This is a genomic window from Mesorhizobium loti R88b (assembly GCF_013170845.1).
Classification (GTDB): Bacteria; Pseudomonadota; Alphaproteobacteria; order Rhizobiales; family Rhizobiaceae; genus Mesorhizobium; species Mesorhizobium loti_B.
Window position 1 is genome coordinate 4,831,844 of the sequence record NZ_CP033367.1, and the last position, 21,800, is coordinate 4,853,643.

24 protein-coding genes are annotated in these 21,800 nt (G+C 62.9%); 9 read left to right on the forward strand and 15 right to left on the reverse strand.

What is annotated here, in order from left to right; genetic code table 11:
- Positions 1-10: 10 nt before the first annotated feature.
- The gene (gene rpsD / locus EB235_RS23665) at positions 11-628 is read right to left on the reverse strand and encodes a 30S ribosomal protein S4 (protein ID WP_027028657.1); all 618 of its coding nucleotides are present in this window, start codon (positions 626-628) and stop codon (positions 11-13) included.
- Between the two features lie 378 nt (positions 629-1,006).
- On the opposite strand from rpsD, the gene EB235_RS23670 reads away from it, so the two are divergent.
- Both EB235_RS23670 and EB235_RS23675 read left to right on the forward strand, forming a co-directional pair.
- On the forward strand, positions 1,007-1,204 hold the full coding sequence (locus tag EB235_RS23670; RefSeq protein ID WP_027028656.1) for a hypothetical protein: 198 nt from the start codon (positions 1,007-1,009) through the stop codon (positions 1,202-1,204).
- Between the two features lie 209 nt (positions 1,205-1,413).
- Positions 1,414-1,602, forward strand: coding sequence for a hypothetical protein (locus tag EB235_RS23675; protein WP_027028655.1), 189 nt, complete (start codon positions 1,414-1,416; stop codon positions 1,600-1,602).
- Here EB235_RS23675 and EB235_RS23680 read toward each other — a convergent pair.
- Positions 1,596-1,790, reverse strand: a complete 195-nt coding sequence (locus tag EB235_RS23680; RefSeq protein ID WP_027028654.1) for a DUF3008 family protein — start codon at positions 1,788-1,790, stop codon at positions 1,596-1,598. The genes EB235_RS23675 and EB235_RS23680 overlap by 7 nt on opposite strands.
- Positions 1,791-1,943: 153 nt before the next feature.
- Between EB235_RS23680 and EB235_RS23685 the strand changes: the two genes are divergently transcribed.
- Complete coding sequence (locus EB235_RS23685) at positions 1,944-3,326, forward strand: RNB domain-containing ribonuclease (protein ID WP_027028653.1); 1,383 nt, start codon at positions 1,944-1,946, stop codon at positions 3,324-3,326.
- Here the strand turns inward: EB235_RS23685 and murI are convergent.
- Both murI and EB235_RS23695 read right to left on the reverse strand, forming a co-directional pair.
- The gene (murI, locus tag EB235_RS23690; RefSeq protein WP_027028652.1) at positions 3,296-4,123 is read right to left on the reverse strand and encodes a glutamate racemase; all 828 of its coding nucleotides are present in this window, start codon (positions 4,121-4,123) and stop codon (positions 3,296-3,298) included. The genes EB235_RS23685 and murI overlap by 31 nt on opposite strands.
- Entirely contained in the window at positions 4,116-5,036 is a 921-nt protein-coding gene (locus EB235_RS23695; RefSeq protein ID WP_027028651.1) for an RNA methyltransferase, read from the reverse strand. The genes murI and EB235_RS23695 overlap by 8 nt, the downstream gene beginning before the upstream one ends.
- Positions 5,037-5,250: 214 nt before the next feature.
- Between EB235_RS23695 and EB235_RS23700 the strand changes: the two genes are divergently transcribed.
- From EB235_RS23700 to EB235_RS23710, 3 genes are read left to right on the forward strand one after another with little or no spacing between them, the layout of a single operon-like run.
- The gene (locus EB235_RS23700; protein WP_027028649.1) at positions 5,251-6,462 is read left to right on the forward strand and encodes an NADP-dependent isocitrate dehydrogenase; all 1,212 of its coding nucleotides are present in this window, start codon (positions 5,251-5,253) and stop codon (positions 6,460-6,462) included.
- A 1-nt stretch (position 6,463) separates the two neighbouring features.
- Positions 6,464-7,213 (forward strand): hypothetical protein, encoded by a 750-nt coding sequence (locus EB235_RS23705; RefSeq protein ID WP_051429558.1) that lies wholly within the window; start codon positions 6,464-6,466, stop codon positions 7,211-7,213.
- Positions 7,214-7,266: 53 nt separating this feature from the next.
- A complete protein-coding gene (locus EB235_RS23710) occupies positions 7,267-7,836 on the forward strand; it encodes a glutathione S-transferase family protein (protein ID WP_051429835.1) in 570 nt (189 codons plus the stop codon).
- Between the two features lie 6 nt (positions 7,837-7,842).
- Here the strand turns inward: EB235_RS23710 and EB235_RS23715 are convergent, their stop codons facing one another.
- The 5 genes from EB235_RS23715 to recA all read right to left on the reverse strand — a co-directional run bounded on the left by EB235_RS23715 (position 7,843) and on the right by recA (position 14,525).
- Positions 7,843-8,637, reverse strand: coding sequence for a PhzF family phenazine biosynthesis protein (locus tag EB235_RS23715; RefSeq protein ID WP_027028646.1), 795 nt, complete (start codon positions 8,635-8,637; stop codon positions 7,843-7,845).
- Positions 8,638-8,685: 48 nt separating this feature from the next.
- Positions 8,686-9,165 carry a DUF2269 family protein gene (locus EB235_RS23720; protein ID WP_027028645.1) on the reverse strand — a complete coding sequence of 160 codons (480 nt, stop codon included), beginning with the start codon at positions 9,163-9,165 and terminating at the stop codon, positions 8,686-8,688.
- Complete coding sequence (locus EB235_RS23725) at positions 9,162-10,475, reverse strand: SDR family oxidoreductase (protein ID WP_027028644.1); 1,314 nt, start codon at positions 10,473-10,475, stop codon at positions 9,162-9,164. Before EB235_RS23725 ends, EB235_RS23720 begins: the two co-directional genes overlap by 4 nt.
- Positions 10,476-10,485: 10 nt before the next feature.
- Positions 10,486-13,152 carry an alanine--tRNA ligase gene (gene alaS, locus EB235_RS23730; RefSeq protein ID WP_027028643.1) on the reverse strand — a complete coding sequence of 889 codons (2,667 nt, stop codon included), beginning with the start codon at positions 13,150-13,152 and terminating at the stop codon, positions 10,486-10,488.
- 269 nt (positions 13,153-13,421) lie between these two features.
- Positions 13,422-14,525, reverse strand: coding sequence for a recombinase RecA (gene recA / locus EB235_RS23735; protein WP_023669117.1), 1,104 nt, complete (start codon positions 14,523-14,525; stop codon positions 13,422-13,424).
- A gap of 281 nt (positions 14,526-14,806) precedes the next feature.
- Between recA and EB235_RS23740 the strand changes: the two genes are divergently transcribed.
- Both EB235_RS23740 and EB235_RS23745 read left to right on the forward strand, forming a co-directional pair.
- Positions 14,807-15,751, forward strand: a complete 945-nt coding sequence (locus EB235_RS23740; RefSeq protein ID WP_027028642.1) for a carbohydrate kinase family protein — start codon at positions 14,807-14,809, stop codon at positions 15,749-15,751.
- 75 nt (positions 15,752-15,826) lie between these two features.
- Positions 15,827-16,744 carry a pseudouridine-5'-phosphate glycosidase gene (locus EB235_RS23745; RefSeq protein WP_027028641.1) on the forward strand — a complete coding sequence of 306 codons (918 nt, stop codon included), beginning with the start codon at positions 15,827-15,829 and terminating at the stop codon, positions 16,742-16,744.
- 1 nt (position 16,745) lies between these two features.
- On the opposite strand, the gene EB235_RS23750 is transcribed toward EB235_RS23745, so the two are convergent.
- A complete protein-coding gene (locus EB235_RS23750; protein WP_027028640.1) occupies positions 16,746-17,069 on the reverse strand; it encodes a TfoX/Sxy family protein in 324 nt (107 codons plus the stop codon).
- A gap of 91 nt (positions 17,070-17,160) precedes the next feature.
- Between EB235_RS23750 and EB235_RS23755 the strand changes: the two genes are divergently transcribed.
- Entirely contained in the window at positions 17,161-17,658 is a 498-nt protein-coding gene (locus EB235_RS23755; protein WP_027028639.1) for a GFA family protein, read from the forward strand.
- A gap of 216 nt (positions 17,659-17,874) precedes the next feature.
- Here the strand turns inward: EB235_RS23755 and EB235_RS23760 are convergent, their stop codons facing one another.
- The 5 genes from EB235_RS23760 to sufD form a co-directional block, all read right to left on the reverse strand.
- Positions 17,875-18,282 carry a GNAT family N-acetyltransferase gene (locus tag EB235_RS23760; RefSeq protein ID WP_432431117.1) on the reverse strand — a complete coding sequence of 136 codons (408 nt, stop codon included), beginning with the start codon at positions 18,280-18,282 and terminating at the stop codon, positions 17,875-17,877.
- Between the two features lie 40 nt (positions 18,283-18,322).
- Positions 18,323-18,703, reverse strand: a complete 381-nt coding sequence (sufA, locus tag EB235_RS23765; protein ID WP_013532156.1) for a Fe-S cluster assembly scaffold SufA — start codon at positions 18,701-18,703, stop codon at positions 18,323-18,325.
- A 181-nt stretch (positions 18,704-18,884) separates the two neighbouring features.
- The gene (locus EB235_RS23770; RefSeq protein WP_027028638.1) at positions 18,885-19,277 is read right to left on the reverse strand and encodes an SUF system Fe-S cluster assembly protein; all 393 of its coding nucleotides are present in this window, start codon (positions 19,275-19,277) and stop codon (positions 18,885-18,887) included.
- 5 nt (positions 19,278-19,282) lie between these two features.
- Positions 19,283-20,527: a cysteine desulfurase gene (locus tag EB235_RS23775; protein WP_027028637.1), complete on the reverse strand. Its 1,245-nt coding sequence runs from the start codon at positions 20,525-20,527 to the stop codon at positions 19,283-19,285.
- A gap of 4 nt (positions 20,528-20,531) precedes the next feature.
- The gene (gene sufD / locus EB235_RS23780) at positions 20,532-21,800 is read right to left on the reverse strand and encodes a Fe-S cluster assembly protein SufD (RefSeq protein ID WP_051429557.1); all 1,269 of its coding nucleotides are present in this window, start codon (positions 21,798-21,800) and stop codon (positions 20,532-20,534) included.

Below are 21,800 nucleotides of genomic sequence, written 5' to 3' on the forward strand. Positions count from 1 at the left end.
AAACGTTCGCTTAGCGCGAATAGAATTCGACGACCAGGTTCGGTTCCATCTGCACGGCGAACGGAACGTCGGCCAGGCCGGGGATGCGCGAGAAGGTCGCGACCATCTTGTTGTGATCGGCTTCGATGTAGTCCGGCACGTCGCGCTCGGCGAGGCCAACCGATTCCAGAACGATGACCAGCTGCTTCGACTTTTCGCGCACTTCGATGACGTCGCCCGGCTTGCAGCGGTACGAACCGATGTTGACGCGCTTGCCGTTGACGTTGACGTGGCCGTGGTTGACGAACTGACGGGCCGCGAAAATGGTCGGCACGAACTTGGAGCGGTAGACGACCGCGTCGAGACGCGACTCGAGCAGACCGATCAGGTTCTCCGAGGTGTCGCCCTTGCGGCGGTCGGCCTCTTCATAGACCTTGCGGAACTGCTTTTCCGAAACGTCGCCATAGTGACCCTTCAGCTTCTGCTTGGCGCGCAGCTGCAGGCCGAAATCGGAAAGCTTGCCCTTGCGGCGCTGGCCGTGCTGGCCGGGACCGTATTCACGCTTGTTGACCGGGGACTTCGGGCGGCCCCAGATATTTTCGCCGAGACGGCGGTCGATCTTGTACTTCGCGGATTCGCGCTTGCTCATCGCATTCCCTTTTCAAAACAACACACCCGGCACCTCATGGTCCGGGTGAAGGAAACGCGCCCTCCTCTGGCCTCCGTTTTCGAGACCTGACAGGGTTTTCCCACGCAACGCGGCGGAAAACCCACGGGACACGTCATTTCAAACAAAACCAGAAACGATTAGGGTCACTGGTCTTGCGTATATACAAAACAAACACCGGACATCGCTGCCCGGCGTTGGCGGCTGGTTAAACCGAGTTTTAACCGGTGTCAAGCTTTCGCCTGGCTCGGCATGGCGCAACCATATACCGTCGCCGACGTTATGCGATGCCGGATGTGGCGGGCGGTTTTGCGCCAACGGCACCAGGAAGGGATCTGGAGCTAGAGGAGTCCAATTAGCATGAAGAAGTTCTTCCTTACCTTGGCAGGCGCCGCGGTGCTTGCAGGTTCGATGGCGGTGGCGCCGGAACCGGCTATGGCGCGTCATTGGCACGGCCACAAACAGGTCTGCCGCGTCATCGTCAAGAAGCGGGTGGTGTGGCGGCACGGTCATCGCAAGGTGATCGTGACAAAGGTAAGGCGCTGCCACCGCTGGTGATACCGGCTTAGCCAGGGACAAGCTTCTCTTGGAAGAAATCGAAGGAGGGCCAGCGATCCGTCGCTGGCCCTTTGGCATTGAATGGCTGTCAAATCCGGGAAAGCCCGTGGCTCCTCCCGTGGCCCAACCTCCTAACGTTCCCGACTTCGTGATTGGGGATGATTGCCGCGATTCGCTAGAAATCGAATGTCAGGCAATGGAGAAGCCCTATGAAGACCGCAACCCTGCTTCTGGTCGCGCTGCTTGCAGGCCCGACCCTACTCGCCTCGCCGGAACTCGCTGTGGCCGGTGGAAAAAACAACTGCCATTGGGTCAAAATCACCCGGCGTGTCTGGAGCAACGGGCATCCCCACTGGGTCACAAAGAAAGTGAAGCGCTGCGACTACAACCATCATTGATGGCTTGATGATTTCTTCTCGGGCAAGCCCTTGCGCTTGGTCTCGGCGAAGTCCTCAAGCTGCTTTTCGCTCATCGATTCGTACATCTCGCGCGACGCGCCTTTGAGTTCGCCCTTCTTGGTCTCGCCGCGCTTGGCGGAAAGTGCTGCGCCGGCGGCTTTTTGCTGAGCTTGTGATTTGGCAGGCATGATTTTTCTCCCTTGCTGTCTGGAGAAACGCCGCGCTTCGGCGACAGTTCCAGCGGCCCAGTTCTTCGTCCGGCTGCTGCCATTCCGGCGGCCGGCTTTGGCGAGTTCGTTGGCAGCCTTCCCGTGCCCGGAGCGCCGGTGTAGGACAGCCGAATGAAGTCTCTGACAGACCCCTCGCAAGCTCTCTCCACCGGCCTGGCGAAAATCCGCACCGAATTCCATGTGCCGGATGGATTTCCGGCTGACGTCATGGCTGCGGCGGAGGCGGCGGCCAAACGTGTGCCGAACCAGCATGCCGACCGGACAGCGATGCCCTTCGTTACACTCGATCCGGCAAGCTCCACCGATCTTGACCAGGCGTTCTCGATCGAAGCCAGCGGTGGCGATCTTTTACTGCATTATGCCATTGCCGACGTGGCCTGGTTCGTCGAGGACGGCGACGCGATCGATCGCGAAGCCTGGACGCGGGGCGAGACGTTTTATCTGCCGGACGGCAAGGCCGGGCTCTACCCGCCGGCACTTGCCGAGGGCGCGGCCAGCTTGTTGCCGGATGGACCACGTCCGGCAATCATCTTCACCGTTCGGGTCGCTGACGACGGCGCGGTGAAATTGGACGGCGCGGAGCGGGCAATCATTCAAAGCCGCGCGAAGCTCGCCTATGACAGTGTGCAGGCCGCCGACGTTCCGGCCGGCTTCGCGGAGCTGGCGCGGCGCGTGGCGGCAAACGAGGAGCGTCGAGGCGCTTCGCGCGTCGACCCGCCCGAGCAAGAGGTGGAAAAGCTCGCCGACGGCACATACCAGCTTTCGTTCAGGCCGATGCTACAATCCGAACAGGACAACGCCGCGCTTTCGCTGGCCGCCAACATGGCGATTGCCGACGCCATGCTGGCGCACAAGACCGGGTTGTTCCGGGTGATGTCGGACCCGGATGCGTTCAAGGTGCAAAGGCTGCGCAATTCAGCACAGGCGCTCGGACTGTCCTGGCCGGCCTCGACCAGCTTGCGCGACTATCAGCGGACCCTTGATCCGAGCAACAGGCAACAGGCGGCGCTGATGCTGGAAATCCGCCATGCCGGCTCTGGCGCGTCCTATCAGCCCTATCAGGAGGGCGTCGTCCCCTGGCATGAGGCGATGGCTGCGACCTACGCCCATGCAACCGCGCCGCTCAGGCGACTGGCCGACCGCTATGTCGTGCGCTGCGCGCTGGCTATATCAAACGGCCAGCCGGTGCCGCAGGCCGTCACCGATGCGTTTGCCAGGTTGCCGAAGGTGATGGGGCGTGGAGACAGCCGCGCTTCGCAGATCAACCATGCAGCGATCGACCTTGCCGAGGCGGTGATGCTCAGGGGGCGCGAGGGAGAAACGTTCAAAGCCGTTGTCACCGACCTAGTCGACCAAGGCGTGCGCGTCCAGCTTGCCGACATGGCTGTCGTTGCGACCGTAAAGGCCTCCGGGCTCGGACAGGGCGACAGCCTGACGCTAAGGCTGGTCTCGGCCGATCCGGATCAACGCAGCATCGTCTTCGAACCTGTTTGAGCAGCGGCCGTTTCCGTCACCAGTCCAAAGCCCTGCATCAGCCGGCTGACGGCGAAATCGGCCTTGCCAGAGGTGAAGACGGCAATATCGGGCTCGCCTTGCGGCAGCGCCCCATCGACGGATGGCAGCAGCGAAAGGGCGCGCCTTGCGATCGCCTCGGCCGGATCGATCCAGTCGACCGGCCAGGGTGCGGTCTTGCGCATGCGGTTGACCAGAAAGGGGTAATGCGTGCAGGCCAGCACCACGATATCCGTCCGCATCCCGTCACGTTCGATGAAGCAGGGCGCGATCTCGGCGCGCACGGCTTCCTCGTCGACAAAGCCCTCGCGCATATAGGCTTCGGCAAGTTGCGCCAGCCTGTCGCTGCCAACCAGCCGGACATGGCATTTCTGTGCCCATTTGCTGATCAGGTCACGCGTGTACTGCCGCTTCACCGTACCCGGCGTCGCCAGCACTGAGACCAGGCCCGAGCGGGTGCGCTCCGCCGCCGGCTTGACCGCCGGCACCGTGCCGACAAAGGGATGGCCGGGAAACGCGTCGCGCAACGCGTCGATCACCAGCGTCGATGCAGTATTGCAGGCGATGACCGAAATGACTGGTTCAAACCGGTCGAGCAGCTTGGCGAACAGCTCCAATATATGGGTCCGCAACGCCGGTTCTTCCCAGGCACCGAAAGGAAAGGCCGCGTCGTCGGCGACATAGATGAAGCGCCGGTCCGGCATCAGCACCCGCGCCTCGCGCAACACGGTCAGCCCGCCGACGCCGGAATCGAACATCAGGATCGGCCGCTCAGTCATTGTCGGTTCCCTTGCCGCCTAGCGGCGGCGTGTCGGTATCGTCGCCGTTGGCGTCCGGCACATGGCCGGCCGCATCCGCCTTGCGGGCGCGAGCGGCGGCCGCGGGCAGACGCCTCGGATCATCGCCCGGCGAACCATCGCCGCGCGGCATAGCCGGCGAAAACCTATCGAGCGAGGAAATGATACCGCGCAGCACTTTGAGCTCCGGTTCGGCAAAGCCGGCGCGCGTCAGCACGGCGCGCAGATTGTCGACCATCTTCGGCTTCTTCGGCGCCGGCCGGAAATAGCCGCGCGCTTCCAAGGCGCCCTCGAGATAGGCAAACAGGCCGTGCAATTCTTCCTTGCTTGCCGGCTTCATGTCGGGGCCGGAAAAATTGGTCTTGGTTTCGTCCTCGAGGCCTGACTTCATCCACTCATAGGACATCAGCAAGGCGGCCTGCGCGATGTTGAGCGAGGAGAAATCGGGATCGACGGGAAAGGTGACGATCTCGTCGGCAAGACCGACCTCGTCATTGTAGAGGCCGAAGCGTTCGCGGCCGAACAGGATGCCGGTGCGCTGACCCATGCCGTGGCGGGCGCGAAGCACCCTGCCCGCTTCGACGGGACCGCGTACGGATTTGAAGCCGTCGCGCTGCCTGGCGGTGGTGGCGAAAACGAAATTCAAATCGGCAAGCGCCGAGGCCAGGTCGTCGAACACCTTCACCGCGTCGATGACATGGTCGGCACGGCTGGCGGCGGCGCGGGCCTTCTCGCTCGGCCAGCCGTCGCGCGGATTGACCAGGCGCAGTTCGGACAGACCGAAATTGGCCATGGCGCGTGCGACCATGCCGATGTTCTCGCCGAGCTGCGGTTCGACGAGAATGATGGCGGGGCCTGCGGCTGCGCTGTTGTCGGGATCGTTGGTGATGGGCATCATTGTCAATGAACTGCTGTTTGCGGCATTTCAGCGTCCCCTGCCATATTCGGCCGCGAAAATGAAGCATTCGCAAATGATTGCGGTGACAGCCTCACATTCGTGACCGATCGCCGTTTGCGCGGCCAAAAGCGCTTTGATATACGGGCGGCATCCCCGGCCGAACGCCACGCGGGCAAGGCCGTCCCATATCCCAGCAACGAGGCATTCTTTCATGGCGAAGATCAAGGTGGCGAACCCGGTCGTCGAACTCGACGGCGACGAGATGACCCGCATCATCTGGCAGTTCATCAAGGACAAGCTGATCCACCCTTATCTCGACCTCAAGCTTGAATATTATGATCTTGGCATCGAGCATCGCGATGCCACCAACGACCAGGTGACGATCGATTCTGCCAACGCCATCAAGAAATACGGCGTCGGCGTGAAATGCGCGACGATCACCCCCGACGAGCAGCGCGTCGAGGAATTCAAGCTGAAGAAGATGTGGAAGTCGCCGAACGGCACCATCCGCAACATCCTCGGCGGCACGATCTTCCGCGAGCCGATCATCATGAAGAACGTGCCGCGGCTGGTGCCCGGCTGGACCAAGCCGATCATCGTCGGCCGTCACGCCTTCGGGGACCAGTACCGCGCCACCGATTTCCGCTTCCCCGGCAAGGGCAAGCTGACGATCAAGTTCGTCGGCGAGGACGGCCAGGTCATCGAGCATGACGTGTACGACGCGCCCGGCGCCGGTGTCGCCATGGCCATGTACAATCTCGACGACTCGATCCGCGAGTTCGCTCGCGCCTCGCTGAACTACGGCCTGCTGCGCAACTATCCGGTCTACCTGTCGACCAAGAACACCATCCTCAAGGCCTATGACGGCCGCTTCAAGGATATCTTTCAGGAAGTCTACGAGGCTGAGTTCGAGGCGGAATTCAAGGCGAAGAAGCTGTGGTATGAGCACCGCCTCATCGACGACATGGTGGCGTCCGCCCTGAAATGGTCGGGCGGCTATGTCTGGGCCTGCAAGAACTATGACGGCGACGTCCAGTCCGACACGGTGGCGCAGGGCTTTGGTTCGCTCGGCCTGATGACCTCGGTGCTGATGACGCCGGACGGCAAGACGGTGGAGGCGGAAGCAGCGCACGGCACCGTCACCCGCCACTATCGCCAGCATCAGAAGGGTGAGGAAACCTCGACCAATTCGATCGCCTCGATCTTCGCCTGGACGCGTGGCCTCGCCCACCGCGCCAAGCTCGACGACAATGCCGAATTGAAGCGGTTTGCCGACACGCTGGAGAAGGTCTGTATCCAGACGGTCGAGAGCGGCTTCATGACCAAGGACCTGTCACTGCTGATCGGTCCCGACCAGCCTTGGCTGTCGACCACCGGCTTCCTCGACAAGATCGACGAGAATTTGCAGAAGGCGATGGCCTGATATGAAGATGCGGACCTTGGCAGACAAGGTCCGCATCTGTGCGGCAAACAACGCCGATCTCTACGAAGCGGTGTTTCGGGCTCACGGGTTGAGGGAACACCGAAACTTGTTCCTGTGGTGGAGCGATACGCCGGCTCCACCATACTATTCAAATATGACAACGCTGGATCCTGATGCGATCGTGCTTCAGCTCGAAGCAGTCAAGCACTTGAGTTCGGTGCTTGACGGTCCCTTTGCGGTCAAGGACGGATTTTGTCGTCTCGACCTGGCCGACATCGGGTTCAAGGTTCTTTTCGACGCAAGCTGGATATGGGCCGATCCGGACAGCGCGATCGGAAGGACCGGCGGCGGCCGGGCTGCCGGATGGCGGCGCATCTGTGATCCCGACGCGCTCCATGCCTGGGAGGATGCATGGGCGTCAGACAACCCAACCGACCGAGGGGGGTTCCCGCCGGCGATACTCGATAACCCAAACGTTGCATTTCTAGGGCGTGCTACAACCGCTGGCTTTGACGCCGGATGCATCGTTAACCGCTCGTCGGAGGCGATGGGCCTATCGAATGTCTTTGCAACGGGTGACGACGCAGAACCCGTCTATCAAGATGCAGCGAATGCCGCCCTTACCTACGCCAACGGTCTTCCGCTCGTGGGATATGAGCGCGGTGCTGCTTTGCGGGCGGCGCGTACAGCCGGCTTCGAATCGGTCGGGAACTTGCGTATTTGGCTTCAGCTCGGCGAGGAAACAACTTGAACAGGCCAACTCTCTACGGCGCGGACTACAGCGTTTACGTGCGCATCGCGCGGATGGCGCTGGAGGAGAAAGGCATCGACTATGAGTTGGTGCCGCTCGACATCTTTGCCGCCGACGGCATCCCGGCCTGGTATCTCGAGCGTCACCCGTTCGGCCGCATTCCGGCCTTCGAGCATGACGGGTTCCGGCTCTTCGAGACGAACGCGATCGCGCGCTATGTCGACGAGGCTTTCGACGGTCCGGCGCTGCAGCCCGCCGATGCGCGCGGTCGCGCCAGGATGGGCCAGATGACAGGCATGCTCGACGCCTATGGCTACCGCGCCATGGTCTGGGACGTCGCCGTTGAGCGGCTGGAGAAGGCTGAACCCGACAAGACGGTGATCGCCAACGGCCTTCGGCAGGCGGAAACGGTGCTCAGGGTGCTCACCTCACTCAAGGCTCCCGGCCCCTGGCTGCTGGGCGACCAGTTGACACTCGCCGACCTGCACGCAGCGCCGATCATCGGTTATTTTCTCAAGGTTGCCGAGGGACAAAAGCTGCTGGCGGAGTTCGCCGAGATCCAAGGCTGGTACACGCGCATTGCTAATCGTCCGAGCTTTGCCCGCACCGAGAAAGCCGAATAGCGCACATCAATCGGGAAGATAGATCTCGGCCTTCATGAAGGTTTTGGCGCGGCCGCTGATCAGCACGCGGTCATCGGCAAGTTCGCACAGCAAATGGCCGCCGCGCTGCGAGCACTGGAATGCCGAAAGCCTGGTCTTGCCCAGTTTCTCCGACCAGTACGGCACCAGTGTCGCATGGATCGAGCCGGTCACCGGATCCTCGGGAATGCCCGCTGCCGGAGCGAAGTAGCGCGACACAAAATCGTGGCTGCCGCCGCACGCGGTGACAACGACTCCGAGCGGGTCGAAGGCCGCGATCTTGAACAGGTCCGGAGCGAAGGATCGCACGGCCGCTTCATCGGCAAGCTCGACGAACAGGTTCTCGAAGTTGCGAAAGCACGCGACCGGCCGGGCCGACACGCTGTCCTGAAGCGTGCGCGTCAATTCGGCATCGAGCGGCTGCGGCGGGAAGCATGGCAGGTCAAGCCGATAGGCGCCGTCATGTCGCGAAACCCTGATCTCGCCGACCCGCGTCGCGAAGGCCATGTCGTTCGACACGTTGTAGGCTTCGGCAAGCACGTGAGCGGTGGCAAGCGTCGCGTGGCCGCAGAAATCGGCCTCATGCACCGGCGTGAACCAGCGCAGGTCCCAACCGGTGCCGTTCGGTCGTGCAAAGGCGGTTTCGGCCAAATTGTTCTCGTTGGCAACCGCCTGCATGACCTCGTCCGGCAGCCAGTCCTCCAGGATGAGGACGGCCGCCGGGTTGCCCTGAAAAATCCGATCGGCAAAAGCGTCGGCCTGATACATGGTCAGTGTCGGCATAATCCTTCTCCGGACCGGCCGTCGAAACATCCAGGCGGCAGGCGCGCATTAGAAGCTGATTTCCGGCCGGGTCACCATCAGCCAGAGGATCGCAAGCACCGCGCCAAAGGCTGGAAAACCGCAAGCAAACCAGATGCGAAACAGGCGCTTCTCCTCAGCGGGCAGCGGCGCGTTTTCGAGAGCCGCTTGCCGCGCCAGGTTTCGTATCCGAATTTGAATCCAGACCACCGGCAGCCAGAACAGGCCGGTCACGACATAGAGCAGCAAGGACAGTACGATCCAGCCCTCGGAGAGCGGCCAACCCACTGCCCGCGCCAAAAGCACGCCAGTGATCGGCTGGACGATGACGGCCGTTGCCGTGAAGATCGTGTCGGCGATGACGACCGTGCCGGCGACATGGGCAACGAGCTCGGCGCGGCCAGTGCGTTGCGCCATCAGCATGAAGAAGGCGATGCCGGCGCCGGTGCCGAACAGAACCATGGCGCCGATGACATGCGCCCAGCGCAGGAGGTCGGCCCCGAGGCTCATCGCTCGTCCAGGATCGCCAAGGCCACGAGAGCAAGGCAAAGTGCGGGAACAGCCTTGACCATTGCCCCCAGCGGATCGAGCCACAGGTCGGGCGCAAGCACGGTCGCCGTGCCGAGATAGGCCAAGGTGATGGCAAGCATGCCCAGCAGCGCGAGGCGCGCGAGGGACCGTACGATAATGGCGGCTCCGACAATGATGTCGGCGAGACTTCCGGCAATGACCGCACCGAGCGCCAGGGCCGGCGACAGGCCATGTGAGACCAGAATATCCGCCGCCGCACCTTGTCTGATAAACCCGACGATGCCGGAAACCAGCCAGAACAACGACAGGATGCCGAACACAGCCGGTTTCAGCAGCCAAAGGCGGGCGAACCAGCGTTCCTGGACATGGGCGGGCATGGCAGCCAGCGTTGCTTCCAGCGGCTGCAGTTTGTGATCGGAAATCTCGCTCCAGGATTTGGCGTTACCGGTGACGCCGCGCGCCAGCGCGGCAAGGGCTGCGCTGCGCAGAGGCGATCGCCAGCCAAGCAAGCCAAGGCCATCGGCAATGGCGCCCGCAAGCAAACCGAGCATGGACGGCATCGGCACGACGCGGGCCTGCGGCAGGCCAAGCCAGGCGCGGAAAGCAATCAGGACATCGCCGAGCGAGCGGGCATCGGCTTCGACGAGATCGACTGTAGTGCGGGGCGGCAGGGATCCGGCGACCGCGCGTGACACGGTTTCTGCAACGTCAGTGACCGCCACGGTCTGGATCGGCTGGCGTGCCATGACGGCGGGGATAAAGCCGGGGAATGCCGCAAGCGCGCGCAGAAGTGCTGTCCCGCCATAGGCAGCAGGCGCGATCACCAGGCCCGGCCGCAGGATCGTCCACTCCAGCGAAGAGCTGGCGACTGCCTTGTCGCCTTGCGCCTTGGTGCTGAAAAAGACATTTGTCGACGCGGGATCGGCGCCGATGGCGGAGATCTGCACCAAACGGCCGACCCCGGCCTGTTCGCAGGCTGAGACCAGAGCCACGACCGAGTCCCGGTGGATGGCGTCGAGGCGGTCGCGCGGGCCGTCCTGCAGGGCGCCCGCCGCATTGACGACCGCATCCATGCCCGCGACCATTGGCAGCCAGTCCTCAGCGGCAAGCAGTTGCGCCATGTCGGCCGCGATCCAGCCTACCGCCGGCCAGCGCCGCTTGGCATCACTGACATCACGGCCGAGCCCAGTCACCTGATGGCCGTCGCGAACCAGGCGGCCGACGACGGCTTCGCCGATCAGCCCATAGCCGCCAAGGACGAGCACCTTCTTGCCAGGACTATCGGGCATTCCGTGGCTTTCAGGCTGCCTCCAGCGCCGCCTTGACCGCGGCGATCGCATCATTGGCCTTCGAGGCATCCGGGCCGCCGGCCTGCGCCATGTCGGGCCTTCCGCCGCCGCCCTGCCCACCCAGGGCGGCCGAGGCCACACGCACCAGATCGACCGCGCTGAAGCGGCCGACGAGATCATCGGTCACGGCGACGACGACGCTTGCCTTGTTGTCTTCGCCGGCGCCGACGAAGACGACGACGCCGGAGCCGAGCGAGGTCTTGCCGGCATCGGCCAGCGGCTTCAGATCCTTCGGCGAGACGCCCGATACTGCCTTGCCGAGGAAACCGACACCGGCGACGATCTCATTCTCGGCCGGGGCGCCGGCAGCGGCACCGCCGCCAAGCGCAAGCTTCTTGCGCGCTTCGGTCAATTCCTTCTCGAGCTTCTTGCGCTCCTCAAGCAGCGTCTCGACACGCGCCGGTACGTCGGCGGGCGAGATCTTCAGCACGGCTGCCGTCGCCTTCAGACGCCTGTCCTGCTCATCGAGATATCTTCGTGCGGCTTCGCCGGTCAGCGCCTCGATGCGGCGCACGCCGGCGGCGACCGCGCTGTCGGAGACAACGCGCACCAGGCCGATATCGCCGGTCGCCCGGACATGGGTACCGCCGCAGAGTTCGACCGAATAGGGCCGGTTGGCCTTGGCGCCATGCAGCCCCGTGCCCATCGACACGACGCGCACCTCGTCGCCATACTTCTCGCCAAACAGCGCCATGGCACCCTCGGCGATGGCATCGTCGACCGACATCAAGCGCGTCGTCACCGGGCTGTTCTGCACGACGATTTCGTTGGCCATGCGCTCGACCTCTTCGAGCTCCTCGGCAGAGATCGGCTTGTTGTGCGAGATGTCGAAACGCAGGCGCTCGGGCGCTACCAGCGATCCCTTTTGCGCGACATGGGTGCCCAGCACCTCGCGCAGCGCCTCGTGGATCAGATGCGTCGCCGAATGGTTGGCACGCAGCCTCGTGCGGCGCGCGTGGTCGACTTTCAGCTCGACGGCGGCGCCCGTCTTGACCGTGCCGCTCGCCACCTTGCCGAGATGCACGAACAGCCCATCGGCCTTCTTTTGCGTGTCCGAAATCTCGATCGAGAAGCCTTCGCCCGAGATGACACCGGTGTCGCCCATCTGGCCGCCGGATTCGCCATAGAACGGCGTCTGGTTGACGACGACAGCGACCGCATCGCCCTTGCCGGCGCTGTCGACGGTCTTGCCGTCCTTGACCAGCGCCTGGACGAGGCCTTCCGCGGCTTCAGTCTCGTAGCCGAGGAACTCGGTGGCACCAGCCTTTTCGCGCACCGAGAACCAGACTGTTTCGGTTGCGGCTTCGCCGGATCCCGCCCAATGCTTGCGCGCCTCGGCCTTCTGCTGCTCCATCGCATTGGTGAAGCCGGCAAGATCGACCGAGATGTTGCGCTGACGCAGAGCGTCCTGCGTCAGGTCGAGCGGGAAACCATAGGTGTCATAGAGCCTGAAGGCCGTCTCGCCATCCAGCATGTCGCCGGCATGAAGCGTTTCCGTCGCCTCGGAGAGCAGGCCGAGGCCGCGTACCAGCGTCTTGCGGAACCTGGTCTCCTCAAGCTTCAGCGTCTCGGTGATCAACTGTTCGCCGCGCAGCAGTTCGGGATAGGCCTGGCCCATCTCGCGCACCAGCGCCGGCACCAGCTTCCACATCAGCGGCTCGCTCGCACCGAGCAACTGCGCGTGGCGCATGGCGCGGCGCATGATGCGGCGCAGCACGTAGCCGCGGCCTTCGTTCGACGGCAAGACACCGTCGGCGACCAGGAAAGAAGATGAACGCAGGTGATCCGCCATGACGCGGTAGGACGCCACGGTCTCCGCATCCGGAGCGCGCCCGAGCGCGGAGGACGCGGCATCGATCAGGTGGCGGAACAGATCGGTTTCGAAGACGCTTTCCACCCCCTGCAGGATGGACGCCATGCGCTCCAGGCCCATGCCAGTGTCGATGGACGGGCGCGGCAGGTCGACGCGCTCCTCCTTCGTCACCTGTTCATACTGCATGAACACCAGGTTCCAGAATTCGAGGAAACGGTCGCCATCCTCCTCGGGGCTGCCGGGAGGCCCACCCCAGATGTGCTCGCCACGGTCGATGAATATCTCAGAGCACGGCCCGCACGGTCCGGTGTCGCCCATCGCCCAGAAATTGTCCGAGGTCGCGATGCGGATGATGCGGTCGTCCGAGAAACCCGCGATTTTCTTCCAGAAGCCGGCAGCCTCATCGTCGGTGTGATAGACGGTGACCAGCAGCTTGTCCTTCTTCAGCCCGAATTCCTTGGTGATGAGATTCCAGGCAAGCTCGATGGCGCGCTCCTTGAAGTAGTCGCCGAAGGAGAAATTGCCGAGCATCTCGAAGAAGGTCAGGTGACGCGCGGTGTAACCGACATTGTCGAGGTCATTGTGCTTGCCGCCGGCGCGAACGCTCTTCTGGGCAGTTGTGGCGCGCGAATAGGCCCGCTTCTCCAGGCCGGTGAAGACATTCTTGAACTGGACCATGCCGGCATTGGTGAACATCAATGTCGGATCGTTGCGCGGCACAAGCGGGCTCGAGGCCACGACCTCGTGGCCCTCCTTGCGGAAATAGTCGAGAAAGGTCGACCGGATCTCGTTCACGCCACTCATGACTGCTGCCTTTTCGCGAAAACCGCCGGCACGGCCGGCGGAAACTGGTCTCTGCTTTCCAGAAATAGACTTGGCCTTTTAGCGGGCAGGCCCCAGCCTGTCCAGAAACACGGAATTGGGCCAATCCAAGAGCTTGCCAGCCATCCGCGTTACCCAAAAACGAAAACCGCCGGCTCAAAGGCCGGCGGTTTGGAACGCGATACTACGGAACTCAGTTACTTAAGCGTCAGATGATAGGCTGGATTTATGGCTGAACTCTGGCCATTGCCTTACATCGCGCCGGATTCTTCCTCGAAGCCATCGTCGCTTTCACCGCGCTCGGGGCCGCCATTTTCGAGGAATTTCTCGGCGATCAGACCGGCATTCTGCCTGAGCGCCAGTTCGATTTCGCGTGCCGTATCGGGATTGTCGCGCAAGAACAGCTTTGCATTCTCGCGGCCTTGGCCGAGGCGCTGCGAATTGTAGGAGAACCAGGCGCCCGACTTCTCGACCACCCCGGCCTTGACGCCGAGATCGACCAGTTCGCCGGTCTTTGACACACCTTCGCCATACATGATGTCGAATTCGACCACCTTGAAGGGCGGCGCCAGCTTGTTCTTGACCACCTTGACGCGGGTCTGATTGCCGACGACCTCGTCGCGGTCCTTGACCGAGCCGATGCGGCGGATGTCGAGGCGAACCGAAGCGTAGAACTTCAGCGCATTGCCGCCCGTCGTGGTTTCGGGCGAACCGAACATGACGCCGATCTTCATGCGAATCTGGTTGATGAAGATGACCATGGTGTTGGAGCGCGAGATCGAGGCGGTCAGCTTGCGCAGCGCCTGGCTCATCAAACGCGCCTGAAGACCAGGCAACGAATCGCCCATCTCGCCCTCGATTTCGGCGCGCGGCGTCAGTGCCGCGACCGAATCGACCACCAGCACGTCGATGGCGCCGGAGCGCACCAGAGTGTCGCAGATTTCCAGCGCCTGTTCGCCGGTGTCGGGCTGCGAGATCAGCAGGTTTTCAAGGTCGACGCCCAGCTTGCGGGCATAGACCGGGTCGAGCGCGTGTTCGGCATCGACGAAGGCGCAGATGCCGCCCTTCTTCTGGGCCTCAGCCACGGTGTGCAGGGCCAGCGTCGTCTTGCCCGAGCTTTCCGGCCCATAGATTTCGACGATGCGACCGCGCGGCAGACCACCGACGCCAAGCGCGATGTCGAGGCCAAGCGAGCCGGTCGGCACCGTTTCAATCTCGACGACCTGCTCATTGGCGCCGAGCCGCATGATCGAGCCCTTGCCGAAAGCCCGCTCGATTTGCGACAGCGCCGCATCCAGAGCCTTTGATTTGTCCACTGCCTTGTCCTCTACAAGCCGCAAAGAATTCTGAGCCATGATACATCACCCCTTGGTCGTCAATGAAGGCCGGACAATCCGTAATCCCTGCCAGTTTGTACCTTTTTTGTTCTCATTTGGCAAGAGGCACCAACCAATTGAAAAACAAGTAATATCCTGATTTGTTCCTTTTTCGTACCAGGACATCGAGCAGAATGCCCCCATGCGTTGGGCCAGACGCTTCGTTGTTTCGATCCGCCGAATCGCCTCCCCTGCATGCGAAGCTCCGTCGCAGACCCTAGCGCTTGTGCGATGGGAATAACAAAGGTCATATCGCCGGCATGGTGAAATCCGCAAAAATACTGGCCGTGGGCGGCGCTCATATCGACCGGCGTGGCCAGGTGTCCGGTGCTTACGTGCCGGCTGCCTCCAATCCCGGCACGATGCGCGAGGATGTCGGCGGCGGCGTCTTCAATGCGCTGCGCAGCGTCGTGCGGCGCGGCGTCTCGGGCTCCCTGATGTCGATGCGCGGCGGCGACGCCTCGGCCGAGACGGTTTCGCGCGCCATCGCCGAGGCCGGCATTGCCGATCTGTCGGCGGTGTTCCTCGACCGCACGACGCCGAGCTACACGGCGCTGATCGACAGCGAGGGCGAACTCATCACCGGCTTTGCCGACATGGCGCTCTACGACCTGGCGTTTCCCAAACAACTCAGGCGGTCCAAGGTCCGCGAGGCGATCGCCGATGCCGATGCCATCCTGTGCGACGCCAATCTACCATCCTCGGCGCTGGAGCGGCTGGTCGCGCTTGCCGCTGGCAAGCCCGTATACGCCATTGCGATTTCGCCGGCCAAGGTGGTGCGGCTGATACCTGTGCTCGGGACGCTGGCGCTGGTCTTCATGAACTGGCGGGAAGCGATGGCGCTGGCCGGCGTCCACGCGAATGCCACGCCACGCGAGATGGTCGACGGCTTGAGGTGCAGCGGCCTGAAATGCGGCCTGGTGACGGCGGGCGGCGCGCCGGTGTTGGGCTTCGATGCATCTGGCGCCTTCTCGGTCATGCCGCCTGCCCCCAGAAAGGTTGCCGACGTCACCGGCGCCGGCGACGCACTGGCGGGAGCGACGGTCGCAGCCCTGCTGCGAGACGTACCGCTGCGCGAGGCCTTGCGCGAGGGCGTTGCGGCGGCGACGTTGGCCATCGAAAGCGCCAGCGCCGTCCCCGATTTCACCGCGGCGCGCTTCACTGAAGCGCTGGCCCTTGTGCCGGATGCCAAGGAAGTGGCATGAGACCGGCAAATTCATAGTGCGGCGGTGTTGCCGAGTGTCCCGATGGATGCGCCGCACCGCGCGTTGGAGATCCAGATGACGCCAGAAACCGCCCGCCCCTTCATCGACATCCACGCACCCGTGGCGCAGGCCCTGGCCGCCGGGCGGCCCGTGGTGGCGCTGGAAAGCACCATCATCACCCATGGCATGCCCTACCCCGACAATGGCGCGATGGCGGCCAATGTCGAAAAGATCATCGGCGATGGCGGTGCCGTGCCGGCCACGATCGCCGTGGTTGGCGGGCGCATCAAGATCGGTCTCTCCGACGGCGAACGCGAATCGCTCGCCATGACCGGTGACGCGATGAAGCTTTCGCGCGCCGATCTCGGCTTTGCCGTCGCGCAAGGCCGCACCGGCGGCACCACGGTCGCCGCCACGATGATCGCGGCGCATATGGTCGGCATAAAAGTGTTCGCCACCGGTGGCATTGGCGGCGTGCATAAGGGCGCCGAAAAGAGCTTTGACATCTCCGCCGACCTCGATGAACTGGCGCGCACGCCGGTCATCGTCGTCTCGGCCGGCGCCAAGGCCATTCTTGATATCGAAAAAACGCTGGAGGTGCTGGAAACCCGCGGCGTGCCGGTGATCGGCCATGGCTGCGAGACGATGCCGGCCTTCTGGTCGCGGCAGTCGCCGTTCCGCGCACCGCTAACCCTGTACACGCCGGAAGACATCTCGCATTTCTACCAGGTTCGGGCTGCGCTGGGGCTCGGCGGCGGCGTGCTGGTTGCCAATCCGGTGCCGGAAAACCACGAAATCCCGGCCGAAGAGATGGCAGGCTATATCGAGGCTGCGCAGAAGGCCGCCGAGGCGCTCAATGTGACCGGCAAGGCCGTGACGCCGTTTCTGCTGGGAAAAATCCTGGAATTGACCGGCGGTCGGAGCCTCAAGACCAACATTGCGCTGGTGGAGAACAATGCGCGGCTGGCGGCGGAGATCGCCAAGGCGCTGTAGGTCAATTCCCTGCCCTTCGCCCCGCCTCATACGCCCGGCGCGCCCATACCGTCATTTCATCTGGATCATCAAACGCGTCATCGGGAATGCTCCAGTAGGGCATGGCGACCAGCTTGCCGTGACGCGTGCCGGTATAGGTCCATTGCCGGCAGCCGGCGGCTTCGAAGTCGGGTATGCTTTGCTCGTCGGCCTTGAGCAGCAATTCGCCGCGCAGCACGATGGCGACGATGACGCCGTCGAAATAGATGCCCTTGCCGCCGAACAGTCTGCGGATCGAGACCGGGCCGAGGCCGGCGAACAGTTCGGCGATGCGTTCATTGTCCATGCCGCGATCATGTCACCGCACCCAGGACTTGTCATCGCCGCAACCAAAGCCATGCTGACGGGTTGAGAGAAAAACATCGGAGTTTCCCAACATGCCGCTTCTGCTCAAGGGGTCCTGCCGCTGCAACGCCGTGCGTTTCGAGGTGGAAAGCCACACGCCGGTGCCGTTCATGCTGTGCTACTGCTCGATCTGCCGCAAGCAGCAGGGCGGCGGCGGTTTCGCCATCAATCTTGGCGCCGACTACGAAACGCTGAACATCAGGGGCAAGCGCAGCCTCGGCGTCTTTCGCGCCGAGATCGAGGACGACGAGCATCCGCATTGCGAGGTCTCGACCGGCGAGCGGAATTTCTGCCGCAAATGCGGCTCGGCGCTCTGGCTTTACGACCCGACCTGGCCGGAGCTGGTGCATCCCTTCGCCTCGGCGATCGACAGCGACCTGCCGAAACCACCAGAAAAGGTGCATCTGATGTTGAAGTACAAGGCGAACTGGGTCGAGCCCGACATCGGCAAGGGCGACAAGACGTTTGATGTCTATCCAGAGGAATCCATCGCGGACTGGCACAAGCGGACGGGAATGTGGGTGGAGTAGCGCTCTTCGCCCCGTTTACGAGGAGAAGATGCCGGCAGGCAGATGAGGGGCGGCGCTAGCTTTGGAGAGGTTGGCGCTGCCTTTCATCCGTCACTTCGTGACACCTTCTCCCCGTGAACGGGCAGAAGGAATGGTTCGTCTTTCGCCAAATCCGAGAGCGCCTCGCCGCTCAGCCGAAAGAAGACCTTGTCCGGCTGCCGCGTGCCGCCAAGACCGTCATAGAAGGTCAGCAGCCGCTCGTTGTCGCGGTCGGCGGTCCAATCGACGCGTCCATGGCCGCGCCCGCCGCGCGATGCGCACCAGCGCCAGCAGGAGCAGACGCCCGGCACCGCTGCCGCGATAGGCCTCCGAGACAAACAGCTCTTTCAGGAAGAATCCGGTGCGCAGGCCGGGTCCCGGATAGATCGTCGAGCAGATGGCGAAACCGATGATCCCGTCGGTTTCGGCGACCAGGATCTCAACACCGGCCGGCAGACCGGCAAGATCGGCAAGGATTGTCTCGAACGGCGGACACGGCACCCGATAGTGCCGCTGCATCTCCTCGAAGAGGCGCGCCAATGCGGCATTGTCGGCACTGACATGCGGCCGGACTGATATCGCGACGGTCACGTTTTCGACGGCCATCCGGTCACGGCTCGGTGCGGGGTGGATTTGAAAAGTCGGCTCAGGCCGAGGCGCGTGCCTCTGCCAGTGCCTTCAAGTCAGCAGGCTTCAATTCGACGGATTCGCCGCAGCCGCAGGCCGAGCTCTGGTTCGGGTTGTGGAAGGTGAAGCCGGTGCGCAGCGTCGTCTGCTCGAAATCCATTTCGGTGCCGAACAGAAAAAGAGCGGCTTCCGGCGCGACATAGACATGGGCGCCGTCGCGCTCGATATGGTCGTCCTTGGTGTTGGGCTCGGTCACCAGGTCGACCGTGTATTCCATGCCGGCGCAGCCGCCCTTCTTGATGCCAAGGCGGATGCCGTGCGCGTTGTCCCGGGTAGCCACGATCTCGCGCACCCGGTCAGCGGCCTTTTCGGTCATCGTGATGACGGCGAAGCGTCCCATTCGTTTTCCTTCTCCATTCCATGCAGGTTCAAGGCCTGCCGAATGATTCCTCACCTAAAATGGTGAAGTTTTATTACTGGCGCAAGTGCGCCAGCCTCTGCCTAAAGCGCGACGCGTTTTAGGTTTTTGTTTCATGCATGCCGTTGTCCCAAAACCGAGGGTCACTTTTGGGCGACATGCATTAGTACCAACCCACCGCCACCTGCGCCTCTTCCGACATGCGGTCGGCCGACCACGGTGGATCGAAGGTCATGTTGACCTCGACGCCCGACACGCCCTCGACGGCACCGACGGCATTTTCCACCCAGCCAGGCATTTCGCCGGCAACCGGGCAGCCAGGTGCTGTCAGCGTCATGTCGATCTTGACCGAGCGGTTGTCCTCAATGTCGATCTTGTAGATGAGGCCAAGCTCGTAGATGTCGGCCGGGATTTCCGGGTCATAGACCGTCTTCAGCGCCGAGACGATGTCGTCGGTCAGGCGCGCCAGTTCGTCGGCGGGAATGGCCGAAGCGGAAACCAGCGGATTGATGGCCGTTTCCGGCGCGGCCTCGGTGGTGTTGCTAGCGTCATCCATGATCGTCACCCGAAGAACTTGCGCGCTTTTTCGAGCGCCTCGGCCAAAGCGTCTACTTCGGCCCTGGTATTATACATGCCGAACGATGCCCTGCATGTGGAGGTTACGCCAAAGCGTTTCAACAGCGGCTGGGCACAATGGGTGCCGGCGCGAACCGCCACGCCCTGCCTGTCTATCACCATCGATACGTCATGGGCATGAATGCCTTGCAACTCGAACGAGATGATGGCGCCCTTGCCGGGTGCGTCGCCGAAGATGCGCAGCGAGTTGATGGCGCGCAGCCGCTCGTGGGCATAGGTCTTGAGGTCTTCCTCATGCGCGGCGATGCGCTCGCGGCCGATCTTTTCCATATAGTCGAGGGCAGCACCCAACCCGATCGCCTGGACGATCGGCGGCGTGCCGGCCTCGAAACGATGCGGTGGTTCGTTGTAGGTGACAATGTCTTCCGTCACCTCCTCGATCATCTCGCCGCCGCCCATGAAGGGTCGCATGCCCGAGAGAATGTCCTTCTTGCCGTACAGCACGCCGATGCCCGAAGGACCGTAAACCTTGTGCCCGGTGAAGACGAAGAAATCGCAGTCGAGGTCCTGGACGTCGATGGGCATATGCACAGCGCTCTGGCTGCCGTCGACGAGTACAGGAATGCCACGCGCATGCGCGATGCGCACGATCTCCTTGATCGGCGTCACCGTGCCCAGCGCATTCGACATCTGGGTGATGGCGACAAGCTTGGTGCGGTCGGTCAGCCGCTTCTCGAATTCCTCGATGTGGAAGACGCCGAGATCGTCGACCGGTACCCAGACCAGTTTGGCGCCCTGCCGCTCGCGCATGAAATGCCAGGGCACGATGTTGGAGTGGTGTTCCATGATCGACAGCACGATCTCGTCGCCCTCGCCGATGTTTGGCATGCCATAGCCGTACGCCACCGTGTTGATCGCCGACGTCGTGTTCGAGGTGAAGACGATGTTGTCGCTGCTCGGCGCGTTGAGGAAGCGGCGCACCGTCTCGCGCGCCTTTTCATAGGCGTCGGTCGCGGCGTTGGACAGAAAATGCAGGCCGCGATGAACGTTGGCGTATTCCTGGCTGTAGGCGTGCTGGATGGTATCGAGCACCACCTGCGGCTTCTGTGCCGAGGCGCCATTGTCGAGATAGACCAGTGGCTTGCCGTAGACTTCGCGCGACAGGATCGGGAAGTCGCGGCGGATCGCCTCGACGTCGTAGAAATCTCCGATCTTGCCTGGAGCGTTCATCATGTCACCCGTGCACTACAAACCATTCGTCGAGCTTCGCTTCCAGCGCCTCGACAATAACCTCGTCGTCCAGTTCCTCGATCACCTCGGCGACGAACGCCTTGACCAGCAGGCCCCGCGCGCTCTTCTCGTCGACGCCACGCGCCATCAGGTAGAAGAGATGGTCGTGGTCGATCTCGGTGACCGTCGCGCCGTGGCCGCAGACCACGTCGTCAGCAAAGATTTCGAGCTCAGGCTTGGTCGAGAACTCACCATCGTCCGACAAAAGCAGCGTGTTGCAAGCCATCTTGGCGTTGGTCTTCTGCGCATATTGATGGACGTTGATGCGGCCCTGGAAGACGCCGCGCGCCTTGCCTGTCACCACATTGCGAACGACTTCCGTCGACGTCGTGTGCGGCACGGCGTGGTCGAGCACCATGGTTACGTCGGTGTGGGTGTCGCCGGCCAGGAGATTGATGCCGCGCAACTTGAAGTCAGCGCCTTCGCCCGTCGTCCTGACCATGATCTCCTGGCGCACAAGCTTGCCGCCGGCGTTCATGACGAACAGCGTCAGCTTCGCATTCTTGCCGATATGGGCCTTGAACTGCGCCAGATGCGTCGCCGTTTCCGGCTGCTCCTGCACGATCAGCCACGTCACCTCGGCGCCCTCGCCGAGCACGAGTTGGCTCACGGAACTGACCAGAGCAGCCCCGTCACCCGTCTGGCGCTCAACGATGGTCGCCTTGGCGCCCACGCCAACGCGAACGGGCAAGCGCACATGGGTCTGGCCGCCAGCCTGCAAATTCTGCAGTTCGAGTGGCTTATTGAGTTCGGCGCCGTCGGCGATGTCGACAAAATAGCCGTCGGCGACGAAAGCGGTGTTCAGCGCACCGATCGCATCGTCGCTGCCATAGGGATCGAGCCCGGGCGCGATGCTGCCGTCGGTCAGCTTTTCCGACAGGCGCTGGACGGTGACGCCGTCAACAACAGGCGTCTTGGCGTCGGATTTGCCGTTCAGGATCGGCAGAACGGCCGAGCCTTCGACGATGGGTGCGACGGCCTTCGCGACGGCGGCCGGATCAAAGTTCGGCACCACGTTCAACAGCCGGCGCAGGTCCGTATAGTGCCAGGATTCGATGCGCCGCGTCGGCAGGCCGTGCTTGATCGCCTCGATGGCGGCGTCGCGCTTCAGCATGACAGCGCCGTCGCCCGGCAACAGCGACAGCTGGTCGCCGAACGCGTCGATCAACGCGGTTTCGGCGGGTGTCCGCTGCGGTTGTGTGTGCATATTCAT

What these genes read in the sequence shown, in the direction of transcription:
- EB235_RS23720 (WP_027028645.1), bottom strand. Translation starts at nt 9,165, where the DNA reads ATGAGCCTCGGGGCCGACCTCCTGCGCTGGGCGCATGTCATCGGCGCC.
- EB235_RS23710 (WP_051429835.1), top strand. Translation starts at nt 7,267, where the DNA reads ATGGCGCTGGAGGAGAAAGGCATCGACTATGAGTTGGTGCCGCTCGAC.
- recA (WP_023669117.1), bottom strand. Translation starts at nt 14,525, where the DNA reads ATGGCTCAGAATTCTTTGCGGCTTGTAGAGGACAAGGCAGTGGACAAA.
- sufD (WP_051429557.1), bottom strand. Translation starts at nt 21,800, where the DNA reads ATGAATATGCACACACAACCGCAGCGGACACCCGCCGAAACCGCGTTG.
- EB235_RS23760 (WP_432431117.1), bottom strand. Translation starts at nt 18,282, where the DNA reads ATGGCCGTCGAAAACGTGACCGTCGCGATATCAGTCCGGCCGCATGTC.
- rpsD (WP_027028657.1), bottom strand. Translation starts at nt 628, where the DNA reads ATGAGCAAGCGCGAATCCGCGAAGTACAAGATCGACCGCCGTCTCGGC.
- EB235_RS23670 (WP_027028656.1), top strand. Translation starts at nt 1,007, where the DNA reads ATGAAGAAGTTCTTCCTTACCTTGGCAGGCGCCGCGGTGCTTGCAGGT.
- EB235_RS23755 (WP_027028639.1), top strand. Translation starts at nt 17,161, where the DNA reads ATGCCGCTTCTGCTCAAGGGGTCCTGCCGCTGCAACGCCGTGCGTTTC.
- EB235_RS23750 (WP_027028640.1), bottom strand. Translation starts at nt 17,069, where the DNA reads ATGGACAATGAACGCATCGCCGAACTGTTCGCCGGCCTCGGCCCGGTC.
- EB235_RS23775 (WP_027028637.1), bottom strand. Translation starts at nt 20,527, where the DNA reads ATGAACGCTCCAGGCAAGATCGGAGATTTCTACGACGTCGAGGCGATC.
- alaS (WP_027028643.1), bottom strand. Translation starts at nt 13,152, where the DNA reads ATGAGTGGCGTGAACGAGATCCGGTCGACCTTTCTCGACTATTTCCGC.
- EB235_RS23675 (WP_027028655.1), top strand. Translation starts at nt 1,414, where the DNA reads ATGAAGACCGCAACCCTGCTTCTGGTCGCGCTGCTTGCAGGCCCGACC.
- murI (WP_027028652.1), bottom strand. Translation starts at nt 4,123, where the DNA reads ATGACTGAGCGGCCGATCCTGATGTTCGATTCCGGCGTCGGCGGGCTG.
- EB235_RS23770 (WP_027028638.1), bottom strand. Translation starts at nt 19,277, where the DNA reads ATGGATGACGCTAGCAACACCACCGAGGCCGCGCCGGAAACGGCCATC.
- EB235_RS23685 (WP_027028653.1), top strand. Translation starts at nt 1,944, where the DNA reads ATGAAGTCTCTGACAGACCCCTCGCAAGCTCTCTCCACCGGCCTGGCG.
- EB235_RS23740 (WP_027028642.1), top strand. Translation starts at nt 14,807, where the DNA reads ATGGTGAAATCCGCAAAAATACTGGCCGTGGGCGGCGCTCATATCGAC.
- EB235_RS23695 (WP_027028651.1), bottom strand. Translation starts at nt 5,036, where the DNA reads ATGCCCATCACCAACGATCCCGACAACAGCGCAGCCGCAGGCCCCGCC.
- EB235_RS23705 (WP_051429558.1), top strand. Translation starts at nt 6,464, where the DNA reads ATGAAGATGCGGACCTTGGCAGACAAGGTCCGCATCTGTGCGGCAAAC.
- sufA (WP_013532156.1), bottom strand. Translation starts at nt 18,703, where the DNA reads ATGGGACGCTTCGCCGTCATCACGATGACCGAAAAGGCCGCTGACCGG.
- EB235_RS23700 (WP_027028649.1), top strand. Translation starts at nt 5,251, where the DNA reads ATGGCGAAGATCAAGGTGGCGAACCCGGTCGTCGAACTCGACGGCGAC.
- EB235_RS23680 (WP_027028654.1), bottom strand. Translation starts at nt 1,790, where the DNA reads ATGCCTGCCAAATCACAAGCTCAGCAAAAAGCCGCCGGCGCAGCACTT.
- EB235_RS23715 (WP_027028646.1), bottom strand. Translation starts at nt 8,637, where the DNA reads ATGCCGACACTGACCATGTATCAGGCCGACGCTTTTGCCGATCGGATT.
- EB235_RS23745 (WP_027028641.1), top strand. Translation starts at nt 15,827, where the DNA reads ATGACGCCAGAAACCGCCCGCCCCTTCATCGACATCCACGCACCCGTG.
- EB235_RS23725 (WP_027028644.1), bottom strand. Translation starts at nt 10,475, where the DNA reads ATGCCCGATAGTCCTGGCAAGAAGGTGCTCGTCCTTGGCGGCTATGGG.